Origin of the sequence: Nocardia sp. 348MFTsu5.1 (genome assembly GCF_000383535.1) — a bacterium.
GTDB lineage: Bacteria > Actinomycetota > Actinomycetes > Mycobacteriales > Mycobacteriaceae > Williamsia > Williamsia faeni.
The window spans coordinates 202,802-226,664 of the sequence record NZ_KB911515.1; the positions used below are offsets into that span (position 1 = coordinate 202,802).

Genomic DNA, 23,863 nt, shown 5'->3' on the forward strand with positions numbered 1-23,863 from the left:
GAGCGTCATTCGGCCTCGAGCGCCCGCCGTCGGCCGGCCTCGATCTCGTCGAAGGCCTGCTGCTGTGGGTGCACGCTCCCCCGGGCCGCCAGGCCGGTGACGATCCGGTGGATCTGGTCGAGATAGTCGGCCTGTTCACCGCCCTGCGAGGCTCGCGCGTTGTCGAGCAGCGACAGCGCGGTCGAGAGTTCCTCCTGATCACCAGAACCAAGAAGTCCGGAACCGATTGCGCGGCCATATCTCTCACACTCGGCCCACGCCTTGCCGGCATCGACGACTGATTGCTGATACTCATCGGCACGATCGAAATTCTTCGGAAACTCATCGGTCCGCAGATCCTGCGCCCTGGCCAGCGCGGTGTGGAAGTTGGCGACCGATTCGACGGAGACGTCGGTGACAGCCGGATATCGCAGCACCAACTCGGGTTCGAGTTCGTATTGGGCGTAGTCGACAAGTATCGCGTCGTGCCGGCGGCAAGCGGCCTGCCACAACCGCTGCGCTGCTTCCTTGCTGCCTGCGTTGGCAATACGGGGAACCGTGCGACCCAGGCCGGCGTCCGCCGGACGATAGCCGGGCTGGGCGGCCGCAGGTACAGCCAGATCGCCGGCAGCCGTGACGTCACTTCCGTTGCCGATCAACACTTTCCGTTTGGAAGGCCGGTGCACACGCAACCGGGCGAGCACCTCCGCGGCCGCCGGATCGGATTCGATGACGGCGACCTGCCACTCCTGATCGGGATTGTTCGCGAACCGGAGTTGTAGGTAGCGGCAACCTTTGATTCGGAATTGGTCGGTGCGGCTCGACCGCGACATCGATGTGTCGGCGGATAGTTCGGTGCTCTGCTTGACCGACAAGAGATCATCCAACGGGAACGAGTTGATCGCCACGCCGGCGTTGCCGAGGTGCACCGCCGTGTCGTCGACCGTCAGGCTGACTGCAGGGAGATCGATCACCCGCCCGAGCGCTGCGACCAGCAAACCCAGGCCCAAGGTGGCGATGACCGCGGCACCGGTGATCTTCGGGTCCACGTCGGCGATGGTCAGCACAACCAGTTCGAGCATCGCGGTTATCGCCAGCGCGCTCGCCAAGGTGGCCAGACGATGATGGACCGGTCGCCGGTATTCGGTTCGACAGGTGACCGATACCGGACCTGTTCTGCTCGCCACGTCGTGCCTTCCCCGAGGTCCGCTGCGCTCGACGGGCAACGATGTGGACAGGATTTTACCCACCCGGGCCGGCGACATGGCCGCTGAACACCCCGAATGTCCCTGCCGGTGCTTAAACTACCCGGGTGAGTGTGCGCCGATATTCGCTGTTCGGAGGCCTGTCGGCCACGATCGATGGCGCCGATGCCGCTGTGGGCACGCGCAAACAACGGGCAGTTCTCGCGCAATTGATCCTTGCCGCCGGACGCGTTGTCACCAGCGACCGGCTGATCGACGGGATCTGGGGTGATGCCGCACCAGATCGCGCCGAGGCCTCCCTTCAGGCATACGTCTCCGGCCTGCGCCGGATCCTCGAACCCGAGCGTGCCCCTCGCGCCCAGCCGAGCGTACTGGTCACCAGGGGCTCTGGATACGCCCTGGTCACCACAGATGACGACGTGGACCTGAGCCGCTTCACCCGCGCCGTCGAGCGCGCCCGCGATCTGCACGCCCACCATGAATCAGACACTGCGGCAGCCATATTGCGGTCCGCGCTCGCCATGTATGCACCGCTGCTCCCCGAGTTCGAAGGCTTGTCCTTCCGGGACGAGGCCGCGCAGCACGTCACCCGCCTTCACGCTGCCGCGCTCGAGTTGTCGTACGAGATCCGCCTCGACCTCGGCGAGACCCAGCTGCTGGCGACAGACCTGGAACAGGCACTGAGGACACAGCCTCTCAATGAGGGTCTCTGGGCGCTGCTCGCGATATCCCGTTACCGGATGGGTCGTCAGTCCGATGCCCTCGCCGCGGTTGCCGATGCCCGCCGGATCCTCTCGGATCAGATCGGCGTCGACCCCGGCCCCACCCTGCGCGCTCTCGAGAAAGACATCCTCGCCCAGGCCCCACATCTGAACCCGCGTCAGAACGCGCGTCAGAACACGGCCGGGTCGGCACCGGTGGCCGCAGAACCGAGCGTCACCAACCCCCGGGACACCCAGGACACACCGTCGGCACCGCACACCGACCTGACGCTCGTCGGCAGAGTCGACGAGCTCGCCCGGATCAGCAGCGCGATCTCCGCCGCATCCGGCGGCGCCGGCTCTGTCATCATCGTGGAGGGCGAGGCCGGGGCAGGCAAGACCTCGCTGATCGACGCCGCCACCCACCACCCACGGAGTTCCGACCACACCCTCACAGTGTGGGGACATTGCCTGGAAGGTGGCGCCGCACCGGCGATGTGGCCGTGGATCAAGATTGTGAGCGAGCTGGTGCCACAGCTGACGGACGCCGAACGAGAGATGTTGTCCGGCAACGAACTCGGTGAGCTCATCGATGGCCGGGACGCGGTCTCACAGCAGCCCGAGGTCCCGGATACGGCAGCCAGATTCAGACTCCACACGCAGGTCACAGCACTCCTGGCGCAGTTGTCCAACCGCATCCCACTGATCGTTGTCCTCGACGACATCCAGTGGGCCGACAGTGCTTCACTCGAACTCGTCTCACATGTGGGAAAGGCGCAGCTCGCTCATGTGGTCGTCATCTGTGCGATCCGCTCCGGCGACGGACGCGCCCGCGAAACGGTCCGGAACACACTCGCCGAACTCAGTCGTCTACCGTCCCAGCTGCGTATCGCCGTGGGCCCCCTCGGCGACAACGACATCGGCGAACTCATCCTTCGCGAAACGGGCCGGCGTCCCATCCCCCAGGTTGTCGAGTCGGTGAGCAGGCGCACCAAGGGGAACGCTTTCTTTGCCCGCGAACTCGCCCGCACCCTGACCGACGACGGCGAACTCGCACTACTCTCCGCTGCTGCACCCGGCAGTGTTCCCGCCGGGGTGCGAGACGTGGTCCGCGGTCGCCTGGACCAGATGCCGACCGAGACGATGGAACTGCTCGAGGTCGCCGCGCTGATCGGCAAGCGGGTGGATCTCGAATTACTCGCCGGCGCAGCATCTATGCCGATCGGTACCGTCCTGGACACCCTCGAATCTGCCGAGGAACACTCGGTGATCGAGACCGGCGACAACGACCCGTACACGGTCTACTTTGCGCACGACCTCGTTCGCGAAGCAATTGTCGAGAGCATTCCGCCCCTTCGTGCCCGTCGCCTGCACATGAAGATCGCCGGGCATCTCACCCGGACCGGAGCGAGCTCGCGACTCGGAGAGCTGGCCCATCATCTGTGGTCGGCCGGTCCGCTGTCCGAGCGTCAGGTCACCGCGCGCGCTCTCCTGGCCGCCGCGCAGGAATCGTTGATGGGCTTCTCCTACGAATCCGCGCAGTCACAACTCGAGGCATGTATCTCGCTGGCCCGGGCCGACGGTGACGAGAGGCTCGAACTCGAGGCGATCGGTCTCCTGGTTGCGGTGATCGGCGCCCGTGACGGGTATCTGGCCGCGGCCACCGAGTACTTCGACCGCGGTGAGCAACTCGCCGCGTCGATCGGAGACCTCCGTAACGTTGCGAATTTCCGCTACTCCCGCTGGGCATCCTGTTCACAGTCACTGGCGCTCGACCGCGCCCAAGAGCTCGCGGTCGAGATGTACCACGCGGCAATGGAATCGGAAGATCCGGCGATTGAGATCATCGGATATCAGGCGTGGGGCGTGAATGAATGGGACCGGGGCAAGATCGGCAGTTCCCACCGATCGCTCGCCCACGCCCAGGAGATCCGCAAACGCCTGGACCGGACCTCGATGCACGGACTACAGCACGACTGGGACCTGCTCGGCCAGGCATTTTTCGCCTGGATGACCACCATGCATGTCGGTTTCGAACCCGGACGGGACTATTTCCAACGCTTCATCCGCAGGACACCGGACGCATACGGACGCAATGCTGCCTGTAGTTTTGCGATGCTTGCCGGAGCGTTGTCTGCCCAGCCACAGTGGACGGCCGACATCGGCCGAGTGTGGCTGGTGTCGGTGGCGGACGGACCCTTCGACTTCCTACGCGCATTCAGCGAATCAATGTTCCGGTGTGCCGAGGTGATGCTCGGCGACCACGAGCGAGGCCTGGACCGTCTGCGCGAGTTGCGCCCGGCCGTGGAGTCCGGACCGAACACCGGCGGCTCGGCGTACTACGGCCTCTACGCCGAGGCCGCGTTGACCGCAGGCCGCCTCGATGACGCGGCAGAGTTGCTCGCGGCCGCGCAGCAACACCTGCTGACCTTCGGTCAGCGGTACGCAGAACCGCATCTGTACCTCACCATCGCCCGCCATCAGGACGCCATCGGTGATCGGGAATCCGCACGGACCACGTACTCGAAAGCGCGCCATGTGGCCCGCAACCAGGAGTCGACAACACTTCTGCAACGCATCGAGAGTTTCGCCCCGAAGTTCGCCCGGTGAGCCAGTAGGCTTCTTCAATGGGAAAGACAGGGTCCACGGGTAAGAGCGCCGGCAAGAAGAAGACGTCGAGCAAGGCGAAGAACCCGAAGCCGAAGAAGATCCCCGATGACATCTACGAGGCCGAACTCTTCCGTCTGCAAACGGAGTTCGTCAAACTGCAGGAGTGGGTCAAGGAGACCCGGGCCCGGGTGGTTGTCGTCTTCGAAGGGCGTGATGCCGCCGGCAAGGGTGGCACGATCAAGCGGATCACCGAATATCTCTCCCCTCGCGTTGTCCGGGTGGCTGCTCTGCCCGCACCCACCGACCGCGAGCGCGGTCAGTGGTACTACCAGCGGTATATCGCCCACCTGCCGGCGCCCGGTGAGATCACCCTTTTCGACCGCTCCTGGTACAACCGGGCAGGCGTCGAGAAGGTCATGGGTTTCTGTACGCCACAAGAACATTCGCTCTTCCTGCGCCAGACACCGGTGTTCGAGCAGATGATTCTCGACGACGGGATCCTCTTGCGGAAGTACTGGTTCTCGGTGTCCGACGGCGAGCAGCTCCGGCGGTTCCGGTCCCGACTCGGCGATCCGGTGCGCCAGTGGAAACTGAGTCCGATGGACCTCGAATCCGTCTACCGATGGGAAGACTATTCCCGCGCCAAAGACGAGATGATGGTCCACACGGACACCCCCAACAGTCCCTGGTACATCGTCGAGTCCGACGTCAAGAAGCACGCGCGGCTCAACATGATGTCGCACCTGTTGTCGACGATCGCCTACACCGACGTCGAGAAGCCGAGAGTCGAACTGCCCGAACGTCCTATCGACACCGGAACCTACCGGCGTCCCTCCCGTGAGATCAGCACCTACGTCCCGAACCACGTAGCCGAGCTGATGGGTGACATCGAAACCTGATGGACCAAGAGATCAATTTCCTCACCTTCGCCACCGAGGACCTCGATGCAGTCCGCCGGTTCTATCGGGACGGCCTGGGCTGGACGCCCTTGCTCGACGTTCCCGGTGAGATCATCTTCTTCCAGATCGCGCCCCGGATGACCCTGGGATTCTTCGACAGTGACAAGTTCGTCGACGACCTGGGCGACGAACTTCCCGCCGACCTCCGGAGCAGGTCGGCCCGTGGAGTCACGCTGGCTCACAACGTCAGCAGCCGAACCGAGGTGGAAGATCTGATGGCGGCCATGGTGCATGCCGGCGGCCGTGTCCTGAAGTCCGCGCGGGACAGTGCCTTTGGCGGCACCTTCCATGGACATGTCCTCGATCCCAACAACCTCATCTGGGAGATAGCACACAATCCGGGCTGGCAGGTCGATGCCGACGGGAATGTCTCTTTCGGCTGACCGCAGTTGAGCAAATGCGGGGTCAGGTGCGAAGTACCCACGTGCGCATCGCCCTGAGATACCGGGCGGTGATCGCCCGCTGACCCAGTCTGCCCACCGGTCCCGCCATCCGGGCCAAGCGGGTGCGCGGCCGCGAGAATGCGGTGACCACAAATACGACAGTGTTGTTGTCCCGCAATTCAACACAGAACAATTCCTCGCCCGACACCGGGTGGCCGACGAGCGTTCCGTACGCGAAGCCACGGCGATCGGCCTCCTCGATGACGTATACAACCCGGACCGGCGCCTTCAGACGCAGCGGTCCCACGCCGATCCCGACCCGCGCGACGGTGCCGGCCTCGATGGTCTCCGACGACGCGTCGACCCGCAGACCGGCGCCTAGCTGTACCTGCCAGGTTGCGATCGCATCGGCGATCTCGACAAAGCGCCGCCGTCCGGATCCGACAACCACTTCCCGGTGGACGTGGTGATATCCGTCCGGAAGCTCCTGCCGGGTCTCGCCGATCTCCGGATAGCTGAACGCCACGCCGCGCAACCGCGTGGCAAGGTGCGGCTTCAGCGGCCTGGCGCGACGACCGGTCATCATCACCAAAGGCTACCCAGGCCGCCGAACCACATCAGAATGCCCCACAGCGGTTTTCGCCGCTTCAGGCGTCATCCAACTCGATCAGCTGGGTCAGACGGAAGCTGTTGCCCGACGGATCACGGAAACCGGCATCGATGCCGTAGGGCCGCTGCTCGGGTAGTTCGGTGAACTCGACACCCTTCGCTGCCAGCCGTTCGTACTCGGCCTGGCAGTTTTCGGTGGTCAGGAAGACCGCCGTGCACAGTCCTTTCGAGACCAGTTCGAGGATCTCGTTGCGTCCGGCGTCGGTCAGCATCGGTGGACCGGGGACGTCCATCAACACGATGCTGATGTCGTCTTGTCCCGGCGGCGACACGGTCAGCCACCGGAAGTCATCCATCTCGGGCATCGTCACATCGGCGCGGACTTCCATCCCGAGTTTGTCGGTGTAGAACTTCAGTGCCTCGTCCTGGTCATGGACCCAAACCTGTGCGCTGGCGATTTTCAACATGGTGCTCTCCTGTCGGGTAGGTGTTCGAATCAGTGATTCGAACCTAACGCCGCAGACCAGGCCCGGTCTTCTCCCCCTGTGCTCTCTTTGACACGACTGTCCGGGTACGGCCGGCCGAAAGCACGCACCACGCAAGCCGGGACCATGATCCGCTGGGCGGCCGGCGGACGACTGGCGCGATAGTGCGCCGGCGTTTCGCCAAACGTTCTCTTGAAACTCGTCGTGAACGACCCGACACTCCGAAGACCCACGGCCACACAGACATCGGCCACTGAGTAGTCCGTGTTGCGGAGGAGGGCCGCAGCCCGTTCGAGCCGACGCGTTTGCAGATACAGGTGGGGCGATTGACCGAACGCCTTGGTGAATGCCCGGGTGAAATGCGCACGCGACAACCCGGCCGCGGCTGCGATCTGATCGACGGTCAAAGCCGCCGAGTACTCGACGTCGATCAGATCCCTGGCTCGCAACAGATGGCGGGTTGTCGGCACGCTGGCCACGACCACCACTATGACATCGGACGACCTCAGCCGACAGCCCTGTCGTTCTCACTCCAATACTGTTTGCGCAGTGCCTTCTTGTCCGGTTTGCCCAGGGCGGTCAGTGGCAGTGCATCGGCCACGATGACCCGCTTCGGCGATTGCACCGCACCCTTGCGATCCTTCACCGCATCCTGGATCTCCGAGATCATCGTCTCGATCGAGGCCTCATCACGCGCAGCATCCGCGCGTAGCACGACAATCGCGGTCACCGCCTCACCCCACTTCTCGTCCGGGACACCGATCACACCGACTTGCGCAACCGAAGGATGTTCGGCCACAACGTCTTCGACCTCTCGGGGGAAGACATTGAAACCGCCGGTGACGATCATGTCCTTGGTGCGATCGACGATGAACCAGAACCCGTCCTCGTCTTCGCGGGCCACGTCCCCGGTCCGCAGCCAACCGTCGCGGAAGGCCTCCGCGGTCGCCTCCGGAAGTCCCCAGTAGCCGCCGGCGAGAAGTGGACCGGCTACACAGATCTCACCGGGTTCCCCCACCGGCACCGGCTTACCGTCGTCACCGACCAGAGCCGTCCGCAGGAATGCCGACGGACGTCCACAGCTCGAGAGCCGCTTTTCATCGTGCGCACCCTTGGGCAGGTAGCTGATCACCATCGGTGCCTCGGACTGGCCGTAGTACTGCGCAAATATCGGGCCGAAACGCTCGATGGCCTCGGCCAGCCGGACCGGGTTGATCGCGGAGGCGCCGTAGTAGACGGTCTCCAGCGACGAGAGGTCGCGAGTACGCGAGTCCGGGTGATCCAGTAGTGCGTACAGCATCGACGGGACCAGCATGGTGGCCGTGATCTTCTGCTCCTCGATCGTCCGGAGCACCTCCGCGGGATCGAACTTGGCCAGCACCACCATCGACCCGCCCTTCATCAGGGTGGGTACAAAAAACGCTGCGCCCGCGTGCGACAACGGTGTGCACATGAGAAAGCGCGGGTGCTCCGGCCATTCCCATTCGGCCAGCTGGATCTGCGTCATCGTCGACATCGCCGACGCAGTTCCGATGACGCCCTTGGGTTTTCCGGTCGTGCCACCGGTGTAGGTGATCGAGACGATGTGGTCCGGGGCCAGATCCGCAGCCACCAGCGGCCTCGCCTCGAATCGCTTGGCCTCGGCTGTCACATCACGCGCAACGTCGGCGAGCTCCGGCGGCACCGGACCGAGCGTCAGTACCTGTTTGAGGCTGTCGACCCGTTCGAGCAGTGCCACCGCGCGTTCGACGAACATCGGCACCGGGTCGATGACCAGCGTGGCGATCTGCGCGTCGCCCAGGACGTACGCGTGGTCGTCGAGTGAACCGAGTGGATGCAGTGCGGTCCGGCGCCAACCCTGTGTCTGCCCCGCACCGATGACAAACAGGACCTCTGGCCGGTTGAGCGCCAGCAGCCCCACCGCGGTGCCGGAACCCGCACCCAGGGATTCGAAGGCCTGGACGTAGGTACTGACCTCGGCCTCCATCTGCCCGCCGGTCAGGGTCGTGTCGCCCAAAAATAGAACAGGTTCATTGCGATGTCGCTTGAGGGCCGCCACCATCAGATGACCGAGGTGGGTGCCGCCGCGCAGGTGATCGAATTCAGTGGTCGCGTCCGCAGAAACAGTCATGTCGACCAGACTAGAACGTGTTACAGATTCGCGGAAGTACTCCGCTCACCCGCGTGCCGGGCACACCCGGCATCATCTCTCCCATGAGCACGGGTACCGAACGCACACCGCAGCACCTGACGGTCTCCGCCGTCTGCTTCCACAACGCGGCGTCGCAGGTGCTGACGGTGCGAAAGTCCGGTACCACGGCCTTCATGCTCCCCGGCGGAAAGCTCGAACCCGGAGAGAGTCCGATCGAGGCCGCCGTACGTGAAGTGCTCGAGGAAATCGGCATCGCGATCACGCCCCGCGACCTGACGGCACTCGGAACCTTCACCGCTGCGGCCGCCAATGAACCCGACACCTCGGTGTCCGGCCACATCTTCTGCGCAGAACTCACCGGCGAGCCGAAGCCGGCGGGAGAGATCGCGGAATTGCGCTGGTACAGCCAGTCGGACACATCGCCGCAGCTCGCACCGCTCCTGCGCGATCACATCTTCCCCGCACTCCGGGACGCAAACCCCAGCCGCCGAAACGATTGACCTCCGCGAGCTCGGCGCGGACAGTGAATGCATGCGGTTTCGGCGTACCGAGCGCGACGATCTCATCCTGATCAAGAAGTGGTTGGCTACTCCCCATGTCGCGCGCTTCTGGAATCACGACACATCCGACGAGGCCGTCGAGCGCGACTTCGGTGGAAGCATCGACGGCACAGAACCCTGCGAGGACTTCATCGTCCTGTACGACGAACAGCCCATCGGACTGATCCAGCGGTACCTCTTGTCCGCCTACCCCGAGGACCTGGCCGAGATCGAAACCCTGCTCAGGGTGCCCGCATTCGCGATGTCCATCGACTATTTCATCGGCGACGTCGAGATGACCGGCCGCGGTTTCGGAACACAGATGATCCGCAATATGGTCGAGAGTTGCTGGGTTGATCACCCGAAGACCGACACGATCATCGTCCCGGTTGCCGTCGCCAATCCGGCATCGTGGCGGGCGCTGTTGTCCGCGGGCTTCACGCAGGTCGCCACCGGCTACCTCAAACCGGACAACCCGATCGACGACGGTCAGCATCACCTCTTCCGTATCGATCGGCCATCCGGTCGTTGACCCGAGAGTCGGACATTTCGGACCAGGCGCAACCAATACGTAACACCCGGTCAACTCCGATTTCCATCGTCACTGCGACGCAATGAGTCCGTTACCGGCCATTCGTAGAGTTCGCAGGTCAGGGCTTTCAGTACCAGTGAGACCCGCGAGAAGGGTAATGAACGAATGAGTGGAAACAATATCCGGCTTGCTGCCATCACCGCAGTCGAGGCGTACACGCCGCCTCCGGTCAGTTTCGATATCACCGAGGCGCCGGGAGACATCTTCGGCGCAAACGTGTTCAACAAGTCGGTCATGATGAAACGGCTACCGAAGAACGTCTACAAGTCGGTCATCGACACCATCGAACAGGGCAGCAAACTCGACCCCGCCGTCGCCGATGCGGTCGCGTCCGCGATGAAGGACTGGGCGCTCGAGAAGGGTGCAACCCACTACGCGCACGTCTTCTATCCGCTCACCGGACTCACCGCAGAAAAGCACGACAGCTTTCTCGAACCCGCGAGCGACGGATCCACGCTCGCCGAGTTCCAGGGCAAGACCCTCATCCAGGGTGAGCCCGACGCCTCCAGCTTCCCGAACGGCGGACTCCGCAACACATTCGAGGCCCGTGGCTACACCGGCTGGGACGTCACCAGCCCCGCATACGTGCTCGAGAATCCCAACGGCAACACCCTGTGCATCCCGACCGTGTTCGTGTCGATGACCGGTGAAGCACTCGATCACAAGACCCCGATGCTGCGTTCGCAGCAGGCGATGGGCAAGCATGCCGAGCGCGTGCTGAAACTGTTCGGGCACAGCGATCCCGGCAATGTGGTGGCCTTCTGTGGACCCGAGCAGGAGTACTTCCTGGTCGATCGACACTTCTTCCTGGCACGTCCTGACCTGCTGAACGCCGGGCGGACCCTGTTCGGGACCAAGCCGCCCAAGGGCCAGGAGTTCGACGACCACTACTTCGGTGCGATCCCCGAGCGCGTCCTCGGCTTCATGATGGACACCGAACGTGAACTCTTCAAGCTCGGTATCCCGGCCAAAACCCGTCATAACGAGGTCGCACCCGGCCAGTTCGAGATCGCGCCGATGTTCGAGCGCGGCAATATCGCGGCCGACCACCAGCAGCTCCTGATGACGACGTTCAAGACCGTTGCCAAGAAGCACGGTATGGAGTGTCTGTTCCACGAGAAGCCTTTTGACGGCGTCAACGGCTCCGGCAAGCACGTCAACTTCTCGTTCGGCAACGACAAGTTCGGCAGCCTGCTTGTACCCGGCGACACCCCGCACGAGAACGCACAGTTCCTGGTGTTCTGCGCGGCCGTGATCCGGGCGGTACATCTGCACGCCGGACTGCTTCGCGTGTCCGTGGCATCGGCGACCAACGATCATCGCCTCGGCGCCAACGAGGCTCCTCCGGCAATCGTCTCGATCTTCCTCGGAGAACAGCTGGCCGACGTCTTCGAACAGATCGCGAAGGGCGCTGCAACCTCGTCAAAGGGCAAGGGCACCATGCTCATCGGTGTCGATACCCTCCCGATACTGCCCACCGATCCCGGCGACCGCAACCGGACCAGTTCGTTTGCCTTCACCGGCAACCGCTTCGAGTTCCGGGCTCCCGGTTCGATGCAGACCGTCAGCGAGCCGATGGTGGTACTCAACACGATCATGGCCGATTCCCTCGACTACTGCGCCACCACCCTGGAGACGGCCCTCGCCGAGGGCGTCGACTTCGACTTCGCTGTACAGACGCTGCTCACCGACATCATCACCGAGCACGGAGCGGTGGTGTTCAACGGTGACGGCTACTCCGACAACTGGCCGATCGAAGCCGAGTCGCGTGGCCTGCCGAACCTGAAGACCACCGTCGACGCACTGCCTGAGCTGATCTCCGAGTCGTCGATCGAATTGTTCTCCAAGTACGGCGTTTTCAACGATCGGGAGATGCACAGCCGCTACGAGATCGGCCTGGAGCAATACATCCTGACCATCGCGGTCGAGGCCAAGCTGACCCTGGAGGTCGGTTCGACGCTGGTCTTGCCCGCCGCAGTTCGCTACCAGACCGAGATCGCCACCAACGTGACGGCTCTCAAGGGAGCCGGTATCGAACCCGACACCACGCTGCTGAAGATGGTCAGCGAGCCGATGGCGGAGCTGACCACGGCCTTGGCGGCCCTGAAGTCGGCACTGGACGTTCACGTCGAGGGCAGCCTCGAGGAGGCCAAGTACGCACGCGACACCCTGCTGCCTGCCATGGCCCTGGTCCGGACCGCAGCCGACACCCTCGAAAGTGTTGTCGCGGACGATCTCTGGCCGCTGCCGACATACCAGGAGATGCTCTACATCCTCTGACGATCAACCGATCTCACCAGCTGTGAACGCAGACGAACCGCCGTACACCCCTGGGGGTACGGCGGTTCGTTGTGTGGTGCGACCGCTGCTCTATGTGAGGGCCTGCGCGCCCGCAGTGGCCACCAAAATGTCGTCATCTGTGCTCCCCCCACTCACTCCGACAGCGCCGACAAGTGTTCCGTCCACCAGGAGCGGAAGCCCGCCACCGAATGGTGTGAAGCCCGGGATACTGGTGATCGATGCCGCAAACGAGGGGCTCGCGGCCCCGGCGTCTTCCCACCTCGAGGTGGGTCGTCCCATGCCAACAGCCGTGTAGGCCTTGCCTTTTGCTGCCGATTCCGACATCAGTGGGCTGCCATTCATCTTGATGAAGGCGATCGTCTGACCTGCGTGGTCGAGGACGGTCAGCGCCATCGGAACATTGATCTCGACTGCCTTGGCACGAGCCGCCGCCAATATGGCATCCGCGTCTTCCAAGGTCAGGACCAAACGTTGTGTGACCATGACTGCTCCTTCTCGTTACTGGGGTTGATGAGCCATGGGCAGGTCCACAGACCTCTCCCGATGTGATCTCCGGCCTCGCGGACACCTCGGGTCCGATAGTTGATCGTCACACATCACCAGCCGTTCTCGCCCACGAATTCATTCAACGGACGGCCGGTTGCCCAACCTTCGATCTCCAGAACCGGGCGTTTCGGAAAGTCCGGAACCGGACCGAGGCACAACACGGCCACTGCTTCGGACCCGGGCGGCAACGACAGGATCTCCGCCAGCACCTCCGGTTCGAACAACGACACCCAGCCCATGCCCAGGCCTTCGGATCGCGCTGCGAGCCAGATGTTCTGGATCGCACAGGACACTGATGCGAGGTCCATCTGCGGCATGGTCCGACGTCCGAACACATGACGTTCACGGCCATCTCGTAGCGCAACGACCAAGAGTTCGGCGCATTCGAGAATGCCTTCGACCTTGAGGGCCATGAACTCGTCGGAACGTTCACCGAGTGCATGTGCCGTGCGGCAGCGTTCGTCGTCCACATGGCCGTGAATCTGCTTCCGCAGCAACGGATCAGTGATCCTTATGAAGCGCCACGGTTGCATCAGGCCAACATTGGGCGCGGCATGGGCCGCTTGTAGCAGTCGCACGAGGACCTCAGGAGGCACGCTCGCGCCGGCAACAAATGTGCGCATGTCACGGCGTTCGGCGATGGCACGGTAGACAGCCGCACGCTCCGTCTCGGTGAATGCGTGGTTGTCCGTCACAGGTCGAATGCCTGGCTGAGCAGCGGGATGAAGGCCTGGACCGCGGGACTGGTCGGCGTCGACCACACCGCAGACAACTGAGCCGCGATGTCCACGCCCACGATCGGGATCACCTTCACTCGTCCCCGATGATCCGAACCCATCGACTCGCTCAGGATCCCGATTCCCAACCCGCGCGCCGAACACTCCAGTACGGCGTCTGGAGCGCTCGCCTCGATCGCCACGTGAGGCGAGAAATCGGCTGCGGCACAGGCGGTGTCGAGGACAGCCCGGATTCCCGTTCCGATCGGCATGGCAACGATGGCCTCACCCGCCAGATCCGACACTTCGATGTGCCCTCGATCTGCCAGGTGGTGCCCCGGAGGCACCAGCGCCACCAGACCTTCACTGACGATCACCGACGCCCGTAATTCGTCGCCGACCGGCCCTGCGGTGCCCACGATGGCCACATCCAAGTCGCCACCGAGCACATCGTCGGCCAGCTGATCCGAGTTCGCCTCCTGGACAGAGATCTCGATGCCGGGGTAGGAGATGCGGAACTTCTCGATCGCTGCAAAGAGCGGCGTGATCGTGCAACCGATGACCATCCCGATCGACAATCTTCCGCGGACCAGCCCACCCACGTCGTCCACCGCCTGACCAACCGCCCCGACCGCCGCGAGCGCGCTCCGCGCCGGACCGATCGCCGCCACTCCTGCGGGGGTGAGCCGGGCGATCCGGCTCGACCGATCGAACAACTCCGCGCCGAGTTCGCGTTCGAGTTGCCGGATCTGAGCACTGACGCCGGACTGGCTGATCCGAACCCGTTCGGCCGCACGCGTAAAGTTGGCCTCTTCGGCCACCGCGATGAAGTACTCCAACTGCCTCAGTTCCATGACTGCAGATTCTAGTATCTGACAGAACAATCTATTGGACTTCTCGTCAGTGTCGAAGGAGGCTGGAATCACACCGACGAAAGGATGAACGATGTCACCGCGCGAGACCGCCCAGACCCCCGAGGACCTGACCCGACTCTTTGTGGAGCGTTCCAACGCCGGCGATGCCGAGGGCGTCGCACTCCTCTACGAAGAGAATGCGGTGCTGGCGTATCCGCCCGGAAAGCAGACGGTGGGACGCGCCGCCATCCGGGAACTGTGGGCCGAAGTACTGTCGCACAAGCCTCATTTCGAGGCCGAAGAACCGTTGCCGACACTGGTCGGCGGCGATATCGCCCTCACCTCGACCCCACCACGAGACGGTGCCGGTGCTCGCGCCCAGGTGGTGCGCAGGCAACCGGACGGTAGCTGGTTGCGACTACTCGACCAACCCGAGTTCGTCGTACCGTAAGTAGCGACCGACAAGGTCCTGACCCCTCGAAACCTGCGCGGGAGGCCCCGGTAGCGTTGTGCTCATGTTGAGCACCACCATCGAGATCGAGGCCGGACACGGCGTCGCGGAAGCCTATGTGACCCGACCAGATGAGAGTGCTCATCCCGGCGTCCTGTTGTACATGGACGCCTTCGGCCTCCGCCCCCGCATCTACGAGATGGCCGACCGGATTGCCGCCTGGGGTTTTGTGGTGATGGCTCCCAACACGTTCTACCGGCACGGCACCGTGGAAGACCTCGCGGCGCAGGGTGACCTGAGCGATCCCACCTACCGTGACGAGTTCATCGCCGGTGCCATGGGCCGGGTTCGTTCCCTGGGTTCCGGGCTGGCCACAGCCGACGTGGGCGAATACGTTGATCGCCTGCTCGAACTCCCCGAGGTCTCCGGCGACGGAGTGGGTGTGACCGGTTATTGCATGGGTTCGGCCATGGCACTGCGTACCGCCGGCGCCCGGCCGGATCAGGTCAAGGCCGCTGCCGGGTTCCACGGCAGTAACCTGGCGACCGACGCCCCCGACAGCCCCCACCTCGTCGCAAAGAACGCGCGGGCACGCCTGTATCTGGGACATGCCGACAACGACCGGTCGATGCCGCTCGAGAAGATCGAGATCCTGGAGAAGGCCTTCGACGCGGCCGGTCTGCTGTACACCTCCGAGGTGTACCCCGATGCGCCACATGGTTTCACGATGTCCGACATGGCCTCCTACCGCGCCGACGCCGACGAACGCCACTTCAAGACCCTCGAGAGTCTTCTGCGGGAGAGCCTCACCCCCTAGCCCGACCGTGACCGCCTGTCCGGCATCGCCCACATCGCAGAGGAGCTCGAATGACCGACTCGCCCTTGTCCACTGACCGGGACGCGGTGATCTCCGTCGACCAATTCATCGCCACCGACCCGGCGAATGTCTGGAGAACGCTGACCGAGCCGGAGCTGGTCGAACAGTGGTGGGCGCAGGGCGACATCCGCCCGGTCGTAGATCACGAGTTCACCGTGGACATGCCGGGTTTCGGCCGGCAGCCCTGCCGCGTCCTCGAGGTCGCAGAACCTTCGCGCCTCGTCTACACGTTCACCACGAACTGGACACTCACCTGGACGTTGTCGGCAGAAGGCGACGGCACCCGACTCTTCCTCGAGCATTCCGGATTCGATCTCGACGATGCGCGCATGGCCGCGGCCTACGAGCGCATGGGGCCCGGTTGGCGCGACGAAGTCCTACCCCGCCTGGCCAACCTGGCCGCAGAGCTGTAGGCCGGCCATGCCCACCCTGTTGCACATCGATTCATCCGCCAACCCGAAGACATCGGTCTCGCGCGAACTGACCCGACTCTTCGCCACCACGTGGCTCGCGGTCGGCGAAGACCGGACGGTGACGTATCGGGATCTGCATGCTGATCCGGTGCCGCACATCTCCGATGCCGGACTGCATTACGCGCCGCGACTCCGGGTCGATGTCGAAGCCCCGGATCCCGCAGCAGAAGCACTGCAGGCGGAACTGATCGCCGAGGTTGCGGCGGCGGATGCCGTTGTCATCGGCGCGCCCATGTACAACTGGTCCATCCCGTCGACGCTCAAGGCCTGGATCGATCACATCCACGTGCTCGGAACCACCGCACCGTACGACACTCCAGACCAGCCTTTTGCCGGGATTCCGGTGGTGGTCATCTCCTCACGTGGCCTGACCTACGGGCCCGGTTCGAAGGACGAGGGGCTCGACCACACCGTTCCCCCACTCGTTCAGGTCCTCGGCGCGGCTCTGGGAATGAAAGTTGATGTGGTGACCTCAGATCTGACCCTCGTCGGACGGATCCCGGCGCTGGATCCGTTCACCGAGCAGTCCACCGCCTCTGCTGCCGATGCCCGGGACAGGGTGGTCGAACTCGCGCGTCACATCTGATCGGTCGACCCCGCGCCGGGCAGCAGCGATCGGACCGCATCGATGGAATCGGCCTGCGCCGCGGTTTTGTCGGGCCGGTAGCGGAGCACTCTGGCGAATCGCAGTGCCACCCCACCCGGATAGCGGGAGCTGACCTGCACTCCATCGAGTTCGATCTCGACGACCAGATCGGGCTCCAGATACACGGTGTGGTCGTCACGGTCCCGTTCATGTTTCGGGAATTCATCTGTCTGCCAACGCAATAACTCGTCGGTCAAGCCCTTGAACGTCTTGCCGACCATGATCGCGTCGCCACCGTCCGGATCTCTCGCACCGAGATGCAGATTGGACAGGAATCCGGTGCGCCGGCCGTAGCCCCATTCGGCGCCGAGCACCACGAGGTCAAGGGTGTGTTCCGGCTTGACCTTCTGCCAGGTCTTTCCACGGCGACCGGCGGCATAGACCGAGTCGAGGGACTTGATCATGATCCCCTCGTGCCCCGCAGACAACGCGGCCTCGAGGTGCATCTCGGTCGCTTCGAGATCTGGTGCGACCAACGACGGGATGCGATGCCGGGACGCAACGCGGTCCAACGCCTCGAGACGACCGGACAACGGCTCGTCGAGCAGGTCGGCACCGTCGAGGTGCAGGCAATCGAAGAAGTAGGGCTGCAACAGGAGTTCGCGCTTGGACGTGGCACCGAAACGGCTCATCGTCTCCTGAAACGGACGCGGACGACCGGAGTCGTTGAGCGCCAGCGTTTCACCGTCGAGAACCACTGATTCGCACGGCAATTCGCGAATCAGTGCGACCAGCTCCGGCACGCGATCGGTGATGTCGTTGAGAGTGCGGGTGTAGATGGACACGTCTTCGCCCTTGCGGTGCACTTGAATTCGCGCGCCATCGAGTTTGTATTCGACACTAACCGCACCACCGAGCGCTGTGTGGGCGTCGGCGAGTGAGGTCGCCGGTGACGCCAGCATCGGCCGGATCGGACGACCGACCTGCAGCGCGAACTCCTGCAGCGCCGCCGCACCACCGCTGATCGCGGCAGCAGCGGTCACCGGCAATTCACCGGACAGCATGAAGGCCCGCCGCACCACATCGACGGGCAAGCCCGCTGCGACCGCGATGGCGTCGGTCATCACGCCTTCGCCGGCGCCCTGCCTCATGTCGCCGGTGAGCAGTCGGATGAGGAAGGTCTGCTCGTCATCGGTGGCGCCGGACATCAGTCGCGTCAACAGCTCTTTACGGCGGGCCACCGATCCGGCCCCGGACGTCACCGCCAGCTCAGCGAGGAGCTGATTCACGTCGGCGACGGTCCAGGACGCGGTAGCGGAAGGTTCTGGCCGCGCATCGACCAGCGTCCGCCATCCGATGCCCAGACGTCCCTGCGGCACCTCGCCCGACAACCACGCCACCACAATCGGGACCTCGTCAGGCGCACATGCCTCGATCAGTGCAGCAAGTGCAGCGGACTTGGATTTCCGCGACCGCGTGCCGGCCACAGCTGCACTCGTGGACACCACCTCTGCGAACAACACCTACCCACCGTAGCGATCGCCACCGACATCAGGTCCGGTGTCACTGGACCTGATCAGCGGTATTGGCATCATGTACGAGTGAGCATTCGCCTGGTGGCAACCGACCTCGACGGAACCCTTCTCAACTCCGACCGGGCAGTGAGCGCGAGGACCGCGACAGCGATGGCCGCGGCAGCCGACGCGGGCATCGTTGTGGTGTGGGCGACCGCCCGTGCCCAGCACTCCGTTCACACCCTCGCCGCGTCCTGCGGCTTTCGAGGGTTCGCCGTGGCCGCCAACGGGGCCGTCCTCCTCGATCTCGCCGACGGAACACCGAAAGTCATTGACGTACACCCATTTCCGGCAAGCATCGCATACGACGCGATGTCGCGGGTTCGTGCGCTGGTCCCGGGAACGGTGTTTGCCGCCGTCGGTCCCACGCGGTTCGTCGCCGATCCCGACTACGCAGCGCTGTGCGAGTTCACCGACCATCACCGCGATCCGGCAACCATGGAGCTGTCGGATTCCTCGGTACTCGACACCGAACCGATCGTGAAGATCGTGGCCCGGCACCCCGAGGTGACGAGTGAGAATCTGTTCCGCACGGTTGCGGCCGCGGGCATGCCGCAAGTGACGCCAACCCATTCCGGTGCCCCGTATCTGGAGATGGCGGCGGACGGGGTCTCGAAGGCCAGCGGGTTGTCGCGGTTGTGCACGCAGTGGGGTATCGATCCGTCCGAGGTCGCCGCGTGTGGCGACGCCATCAATGATCTGCCCATGCTGCTGTGGGCCGGGCATGCATTGTGTCCGGCGAATGCCGCCGCCGACACCCTGGCGGTCGCCGACACGATCCTGCCCAGCAACGACCACCACGGCGTCGCCACCTACCTCGAATCACTGGTCGCGCTCAGCTGACGAAATAGCCGGCAGCCGGGACCACCGCGGAGACGGCCGCATTGCACGCTAGCGAAAATTCAGGACGTCGTTGCCCCAGGCCTCGCGCAATTCTTTGTCGAGGTCATCGACAGCCGAATCCTGGCGATCGAAGACCAGCGTCGAGCGCCTGCCGCTCTCGTAGGGCAGCCACTCCGGATCGCCGGGCAGTCCCTGCGGATGTCCGTCGACGGCAAACGCGATCCAGCGGTTCTGCATGCGGGCAGAGAGCGCCTTGCCCACTTTCATACCACCCAGCTTGAAAGTGATGTCTTTGCTGCCGACCACCAGATTGCCCCACACGTAAGGCAATTCGGCCGCGTGGGTGGCACCGACCCGCAGTGCACGCAACATCGGTGTCGCCCAGTCGAATCGGTAGAGGTACACCGGTGCGACCGCGCTGTGCCCGTCGGCCAGCCACAACGTCGGCATCCGAAAACCGATGTCTCGCGCCACGGCGAGGCCGGCGGCCTTGAGTTTCATACCGGTATAGGCCGATCCGATCTCGGCCTCGCTCGGCAGATTCAACTCCGGCTGCTCACTGGCGATCTCGGCGAACATCGACCGGATCGCGGCCGGGGTGATCGGCATCAGCGGCGACTTCATCCACTTGAACAGGGACGCTTCATCTTTGTTGGTGCCGATGATCAGCGGTACCGGATGCGACTTCCCCGCGCGATAGGTCTCCAGCGGATAGTCCGGCAGCAGATCACGATCAACCGTCGGCGCGAAGGCCAGTGTTCCGGGTGACGTGGCGGGTACCTCGCTGAACAATGCCTGGCCGGCGGCGACAATCTTGTCCACCTCCAGATTCGCCAGCGCTGCGACATCGGCGGCCGCGATCCCGACCTTCTCCAGAAACATCCCCGCCACCCGAGCCGCGCGGGCGCTGTCGTACACCGACGTCGCCGGTGAACTCTGAGCGATCGCCCTGGCAAAGAGCCCACCCGCGGACGGAATGGTGAGCAACGTCGTGACCAACGAGCCGCCGGCCGATTCTCCGAACAGCGTCACCCGATCAGGGTCGCCACCAAACGCCTCGATGTTGTCACGCACCCAGTCCAGCGCCAGGATGATGTCGCGCAGCGCCAGGTTCGAGTCGAACCTGCGTTGATCGGTACTGCATGAGGACAGGTCCAGAAATCCCAGGGCACCTAGCCGATAGTTGACGGCGACCAGCACCACGTCGCCGTCGGAGACCAGGGCCCGGCCGTCGTACAGCGGCTGACTGGATGAACCGAACACATAGGCACCGCCATGAAGCCACACCATCACCGGCCGCCGATCGCCGTGCTCAACGGTCGACGCGGACCAGATATTGAGGCTCAGGCAGTCCTCGTCCTGGACGACGTCCGGGCCGAGCCGGATCACCGGGTTACCCGGTTGCGGTGCCACTGGGCCGAACACCGTCGCATCAGCAACATCCGTCCACGGTTGTGGAGGGATGGGCGCACGCCACCGCAATTCACCTACCGGCGGTGCGGCGTAACGGATTCCGCGCCACGACTTGGTGATTCCGTCGTCGAGTCCGCGAACCGGACCATTCCTGGTCTCGACCACGGTGGGATCATCGGTCATCTCTGAGTACTCCGCCCGGCGTTGGGTTGCGCGCTCTGGCCACAGTAGGTGATTTCGGAGGGGATAGCCGGTGCAAAGCAGCGGGCTGGCGCACAATGTCCATCATGCCCAGCGACAACCGTGCGACAACGGCACTACCGGTTGGTCCGGGTCCCACGACCCGGCTCAGGTCGTCGAGGCGTCCGATCTCCCCCCGCACCACGGAGTTCCTCTCCAAAGAATCGGGCAGCGCGGGGCTTCTGCTCGCGGCCACCGTCATCGCACTGGTGTGGGCGAATCTGCCCGACGGCAGCTACTTCTCGTTCTGGCACACCGAGGTGGTCCTGCAGGTCGGAAGCTGGTCCACCGAAATGGATCTGCAGCACATCATCAACGACGCCGCCATGGCGATCTTCTTCCTGGTCGTGGGCTTGGAGATCAGCCGGGAGGTGTCCGTCGGCGATCTACGTGATCGCAGCACCGTCGTCATCCCGGTGCTCGGCGCCCTCGGCGGCCTGATCCTGCCGGCGCTGATCTACCTCGCTTTCCAGCCCACCGGTCCGGAGGCGGCCGGATGGGGCATCCCGATCTCCACCGATACCGCCTTCCTGCTCGGAATATTGGCGCTGTTCGGTCCGCGCTGTCCCGACCAGATCCGGCTCTTCCTACTCACGCTCGCCATCGTCGACGACATCGGTGCCATCACGGTGCTGGCGGTGTTCTACACCGACGACGTCTCGTTCACCGCATTGGCCGTGGTGGTCGTTGCGGTCGCGGTATTGGCCGTGATGCGGTGGGCCGGAGTGTGGAGGCTGCGTCCGTACATCCTGGTCGGTCTCGTGTTGTGGGCGGCGGTGTACGAGTCCGGGCTTCATCCCACGTTGGCCGGCGTCCTGTTGGGGGTGCTCATCCCGACTGCGGCCGTCGAACCCGAACAGCAGATCCGGGTCAGGGTCTACGGACGACTGGTAATGCAACGGGCCGATGCCCGGCGAGCCAGACTCGCCGCGACGGCGGTGCGCGCCACCGTTCCGGCCAATGAACGACTGCAAGACGCACTGCACCCGGTGAGTGCATTGGTTGTCGTGCCGTTGTTCGGTCTGGCGAACGCCGGTGTGCTTCTCAACGCAGATGCACTGTCCGCGGCCGCCTCGTCGTCGGTGACCATCGGCATCATCGTGGCGCTGGTGGTGGGCAACGGGATCGGCATCTCGGTGGCGGCCGGGTTCGCACTCAAGTTGGGTTTGGGGCGGCTACCCGGTCAGGTCCGCTACGGGCACCTGATCGGTGGCGCGGTACTGGCCGGGATCGGGTTCACGATCTCGCTGTTCATCACCGATCTCGCCTTCACCGACCCCGGACTCCGGCAAGACGCCAAGATCGGAGTCCTGGCCGGCTCGGCGATCGCGGCGATCCTCGGCTCGCTACTCCTCCGCTATCTCGGGGAGCGACTTCCGCTGTGCAGCGTCGACGACATCGACAATCCGCCGAGTCTTCCCGACGGCCCGTGGCTCGATCCCACCGGACGCTGACACCCGCCCCGCTCCCCGGGGCCGTATCCGATCAGCGATCGGCTGTGGCCTCACGTAAGGCCTTGAGCGCGAACGTCCCCTCGTACCGGGAGCCGTTGATGAACAGTCCAGGTGTCGCGCGGACTCCTTCTTCGATTCCGAGCGTGTAGTCGGCCGAGACACCCGCCTTGTATTGCTGCGCCTCGAGACCCGTCACCGCACCGACCACACCGGCGCGACGTGCGCACTCGGCGAGACTCTCGTCGTCGAGATTGTCCTGATGGGCGAAGAGCTGTTCGTGCATTTCCCAGAACCGGGAGCCGGAGGCTTCGGCCGCGAGTGCTGCCGTGAGCGCGAAGGGATGCACCTCGAAGACCGGAAAATGCCGGAACACCAGGCAGATCCGGCCGCCGGACTCGTCGACCAACTCCTTGAGGACGGGTGCCAGCATCTTGCAGCCCGGGCATTGGAAGTCGCCGTATTCGACGATGCGGACCGGCGCGGCTGCGTCTCCGTAGCGGTGCCGGTCGGGATGGAAGTCGGTCACCAGGCCATTCTCACAAAAATTCTCCCGGCCGACCTCCTTTGTCGACGACAACCGTCGCATCGGACAATGGACACGATCGCACCAACCCCTGAGGAGCAGACATGACGGACACGGACCTCGCCACCACCGCGCAGGGACAGATCGACGCCGTGACGCGGACGGTCACCATCAGCGACAACGGATCGACCGTCAGGACAGTCGCGGCGTTGCGCCAGGACTACGCCACCGGCATCGACGATCTGTGGGATGCCTGCACCAGTCCGGAGCGTTTGGTGCGATGGTTTGCCCCGGTCAACGGAGACCTGCGCCTCGGTGGCACCTACCAGATCGAGGGCAACGCGGGCGGCACCATCAAGACCTGCGACGCACCGACCGGGTTCTCCGTCTCCTGGGAGTTCGGCGGCGAGGTCAGCGAACTGTCCGTTCACCTCGAAGCATTGAGCTCCAACAGCTCACGGCTGGTCCTTGAACACAGCGCCGACGTCGATCCCGGTCGGTGGCAGGCGTTCGGCCCGGGCGCCGTCGGCATCGGTTGGGATCTCGGCCTCCTCGGTCTGGCACATCACGTCGCCAACAGCGGCGCTGCACCTGCTCAGGACACCGCCTGGGCGCAGACCGACCAGGCCCAGACGTTCATGTCCGACAGCAGCCGCCGCTGGGCCGACGCCTCGATCGGCGCGGGAACTCCGGAGGAACTCGCGCGCGCGTCCGAGATGCGCACCACTGCTTTCTATCTCGGAACCGAAGTCCCCGAGGCCTAGCGGCTGTCGGCCCCCGGGGTTATCGAAGCGCGGG

The 23,863-nt window shown here is 64.3% G+C and carries 24 protein-coding genes; 13 read left to right on the forward strand and 11 right to left on the reverse strand.

Annotated features, from left to right (window positions below; all coding sequences use genetic code 11):
* Positions 1–5: 5 nt before the first annotated feature.
* Positions 6–1,166, reverse strand: coding sequence for a hypothetical protein (locus H290_RS0115225; protein WP_020107679.1), 1,161 nt, complete (start codon positions 1,164–1,166; stop codon positions 6–8).
* Between the two features lie 125 nt (positions 1,167–1,291).
* On the opposite strand from H290_RS0115225, the gene H290_RS0115230 reads away from it, so the two are divergent.
* The 3 genes from H290_RS0115230 to H290_RS0115240 are packed head-to-tail and all read left to right on the forward strand — an operon-like array spanning position 1,292 to position 5,837.
* Positions 1,292–4,495, forward strand: coding sequence for a BTAD domain-containing putative transcriptional regulator (locus tag H290_RS0115230; RefSeq protein ID WP_020107680.1), 3,204 nt, complete (start codon positions 1,292–1,294; stop codon positions 4,493–4,495).
* Between the two features lie 17 nt (positions 4,496–4,512).
* Positions 4,513–5,394, forward strand: a complete 882-nt coding sequence (gene ppk2, locus H290_RS0115235) for a polyphosphate kinase 2 (RefSeq protein WP_020107681.1) — start codon at positions 4,513–4,515, stop codon at positions 5,392–5,394.
* On the forward strand, positions 5,394–5,837 hold the full coding sequence (locus H290_RS0115240; RefSeq protein ID WP_020107682.1) for a VOC family protein: 444 nt from the start codon (positions 5,394–5,396) through the stop codon (positions 5,835–5,837). The genes ppk2 and H290_RS0115240 overlap by 1 nt, the downstream gene beginning before the upstream one ends.
* A 22-nt stretch (positions 5,838–5,859) precedes the next feature.
* Here the strand turns inward: H290_RS0115240 and H290_RS0115245 are convergent, their stop codons facing one another.
* The 4 genes from H290_RS0115245 to fadD8 form a co-directional block, all read right to left on the reverse strand.
* A complete protein-coding gene (locus H290_RS0115245; protein ID WP_020107683.1) occupies positions 5,860–6,423 on the reverse strand; it encodes a DUF1990 domain-containing protein in 564 nt (187 codons plus the stop codon).
* A 61-nt stretch (positions 6,424–6,484) separates the two neighbouring features.
* Positions 6,485–6,913 (reverse strand): VOC family protein, encoded by a 429-nt coding sequence (locus tag H290_RS0115250; RefSeq protein WP_020107684.1) that lies wholly within the window; start codon positions 6,911–6,913, stop codon positions 6,485–6,487.
* A 29-nt stretch (positions 6,914–6,942) separates the two neighbouring features.
* A complete protein-coding gene (locus tag H290_RS0115255) occupies positions 6,943–7,410 on the reverse strand; it encodes a helix-turn-helix transcriptional regulator (RefSeq protein ID WP_036519175.1) in 468 nt (155 codons plus the stop codon).
* 26 nt (positions 7,411–7,436) lie between these two features.
* The gene (gene fadD8 / locus H290_RS0115260; protein ID WP_020107686.1) at positions 7,437–9,062 is read right to left on the reverse strand and encodes a fatty-acid--CoA ligase FadD8; all 1,626 of its coding nucleotides are present in this window, start codon (positions 9,060–9,062) and stop codon (positions 7,437–7,439) included.
* Between the two features lie 83 nt (positions 9,063–9,145).
* On the opposite strand from fadD8, the gene H290_RS0115265 reads away from it, so the two are divergent.
* From H290_RS0115265 to H290_RS0115275, 3 genes are all read left to right on the forward strand, one after another.
* Positions 9,146–9,583 carry an NUDIX domain-containing protein gene (locus H290_RS0115265; RefSeq protein ID WP_028463232.1) on the forward strand — a complete coding sequence of 146 codons (438 nt, stop codon included), beginning with the start codon at positions 9,146–9,148 and terminating at the stop codon, positions 9,581–9,583.
* A gap of 31 nt (positions 9,584–9,614) precedes the next feature.
* On the forward strand, positions 9,615–10,154 hold the full coding sequence (locus tag H290_RS0115270; protein ID WP_020107688.1) for a GNAT family N-acetyltransferase: 540 nt from the start codon (positions 9,615–9,617) through the stop codon (positions 10,152–10,154).
* A gap of 165 nt (positions 10,155–10,319) precedes the next feature.
* Positions 10,320–12,494, forward strand: coding sequence for a glutamine synthetase III (locus tag H290_RS0115275; protein ID WP_020107689.1), 2,175 nt, complete (start codon positions 10,320–10,322; stop codon positions 12,492–12,494).
* A gap of 90 nt (positions 12,495–12,584) precedes the next feature.
* On the opposite strand, the gene H290_RS0115280 is transcribed toward H290_RS0115275, so the two are convergent.
* The 3 genes from H290_RS0115280 to H290_RS0115290 all read right to left on the reverse strand — a co-directional run bounded on the left by H290_RS0115280 (position 12,585) and on the right by H290_RS0115290 (position 14,631).
* The gene (locus H290_RS0115280) at positions 12,585–12,998 is read right to left on the reverse strand and encodes a heme-binding protein (protein WP_020107690.1); all 414 of its coding nucleotides are present in this window, start codon (positions 12,996–12,998) and stop codon (positions 12,585–12,587) included.
* A 113-nt stretch (positions 12,999–13,111) separates the two neighbouring features.
* Positions 13,112–13,765, reverse strand: coding sequence for a 5,6-dimethylbenzimidazole synthase (gene bluB / locus H290_RS0115285; protein ID WP_196809552.1), 654 nt, complete (start codon positions 13,763–13,765; stop codon positions 13,112–13,114).
* Entirely contained in the window at positions 13,753–14,631 is an 879-nt protein-coding gene (locus H290_RS0115290) for a LysR family transcriptional regulator (RefSeq protein ID WP_020107692.1), read from the reverse strand. Before H290_RS0115290 ends, bluB begins: the two co-directional genes overlap by 13 nt.
* Positions 14,632–14,722: 91 nt before the next feature.
* Here H290_RS0115290 and H290_RS0115295 point away from each other — a divergent pair, with 91 nt between their 5' ends.
* The 4 genes from H290_RS0115295 to H290_RS0115310 all read left to right on the forward strand — a co-directional run bounded on the left by H290_RS0115295 (position 14,723) and on the right by H290_RS0115310 (position 17,018).
* The gene (locus H290_RS0115295) at positions 14,723–15,082 is read left to right on the forward strand and encodes a nuclear transport factor 2 family protein (RefSeq protein ID WP_020107693.1); all 360 of its coding nucleotides are present in this window, start codon (positions 14,723–14,725) and stop codon (positions 15,080–15,082) included.
* A 64-nt stretch (positions 15,083–15,146) separates the two neighbouring features.
* The gene (locus tag H290_RS0115300) at positions 15,147–15,899 is read left to right on the forward strand and encodes a dienelactone hydrolase family protein (RefSeq protein ID WP_020107694.1); all 753 of its coding nucleotides are present in this window, start codon (positions 15,147–15,149) and stop codon (positions 15,897–15,899) included.
* Between the two features lie 50 nt (positions 15,900–15,949).
* Entirely contained in the window at positions 15,950–16,372 is a 423-nt protein-coding gene (locus tag H290_RS0115305) for an SRPBCC domain-containing protein (protein ID WP_020107695.1), read from the forward strand.
* Between the two features lie 7 nt (positions 16,373–16,379).
* On the forward strand, positions 16,380–17,018 hold the full coding sequence (locus H290_RS0115310; protein ID WP_020107696.1) for an FMN-dependent NADH-azoreductase: 639 nt from the start codon (positions 16,380–16,382) through the stop codon (positions 17,016–17,018).
* On the opposite strand, the gene H290_RS0115315 is transcribed toward H290_RS0115310, so the two are convergent.
* On the reverse strand, positions 17,009–18,541 hold the full coding sequence (locus H290_RS0115315; protein WP_020107697.1) for an ATP-dependent DNA ligase: 1,533 nt from the start codon (positions 18,539–18,541) through the stop codon (positions 17,009–17,011). The genes H290_RS0115310 and H290_RS0115315 overlap by 10 nt on opposite strands.
* Positions 18,542–18,619: 78 nt before the next feature.
* On the opposite strand from H290_RS0115315, the gene H290_RS0115320 reads away from it, so the two are divergent.
* The gene (locus H290_RS0115320; protein WP_020107698.1) at positions 18,620–19,435 is read left to right on the forward strand and encodes an HAD family hydrolase; all 816 of its coding nucleotides are present in this window, start codon (positions 18,620–18,622) and stop codon (positions 19,433–19,435) included.
* A gap of 48 nt (positions 19,436–19,483) precedes the next feature.
* On the opposite strand, the gene H290_RS0115325 is transcribed toward H290_RS0115320, so the two are convergent.
* Positions 19,484–21,031, reverse strand: a complete 1,548-nt coding sequence (locus H290_RS0115325; protein WP_020107699.1) for a carboxylesterase/lipase family protein — start codon at positions 21,029–21,031, stop codon at positions 19,484–19,486.
* A gap of 104 nt (positions 21,032–21,135) precedes the next feature.
* Here H290_RS0115325 and nhaA point away from each other — a divergent pair, with 104 nt between their 5' ends.
* Positions 21,136–22,542: a Na+/H+ antiporter NhaA gene (gene nhaA, locus H290_RS0115330; protein ID WP_036519177.1), complete on the forward strand. Its 1,407-nt coding sequence runs from the start codon at positions 21,136–21,138 to the stop codon at positions 22,540–22,542.
* 31 nt (positions 22,543–22,573) lie between these two features.
* Here the strand turns inward: nhaA and H290_RS0115335 are convergent, their stop codons facing one another.
* Positions 22,574–23,068, reverse strand: coding sequence for a DsbA family protein (locus tag H290_RS0115335; RefSeq protein ID WP_196809549.1), 495 nt, complete (start codon positions 23,066–23,068; stop codon positions 22,574–22,576).
* A 101-nt stretch (positions 23,069–23,169) separates the two neighbouring features.
* Here H290_RS0115335 and H290_RS0115340 point away from each other — a divergent pair, with 101 nt between their 5' ends.
* Positions 23,170–23,829 (forward strand): SRPBCC family protein, encoded by a 660-nt coding sequence (locus H290_RS0115340; RefSeq protein ID WP_020107702.1) that lies wholly within the window; start codon positions 23,170–23,172, stop codon positions 23,827–23,829.
* Positions 23,830–23,863: the final 34 nt, after the last annotated feature.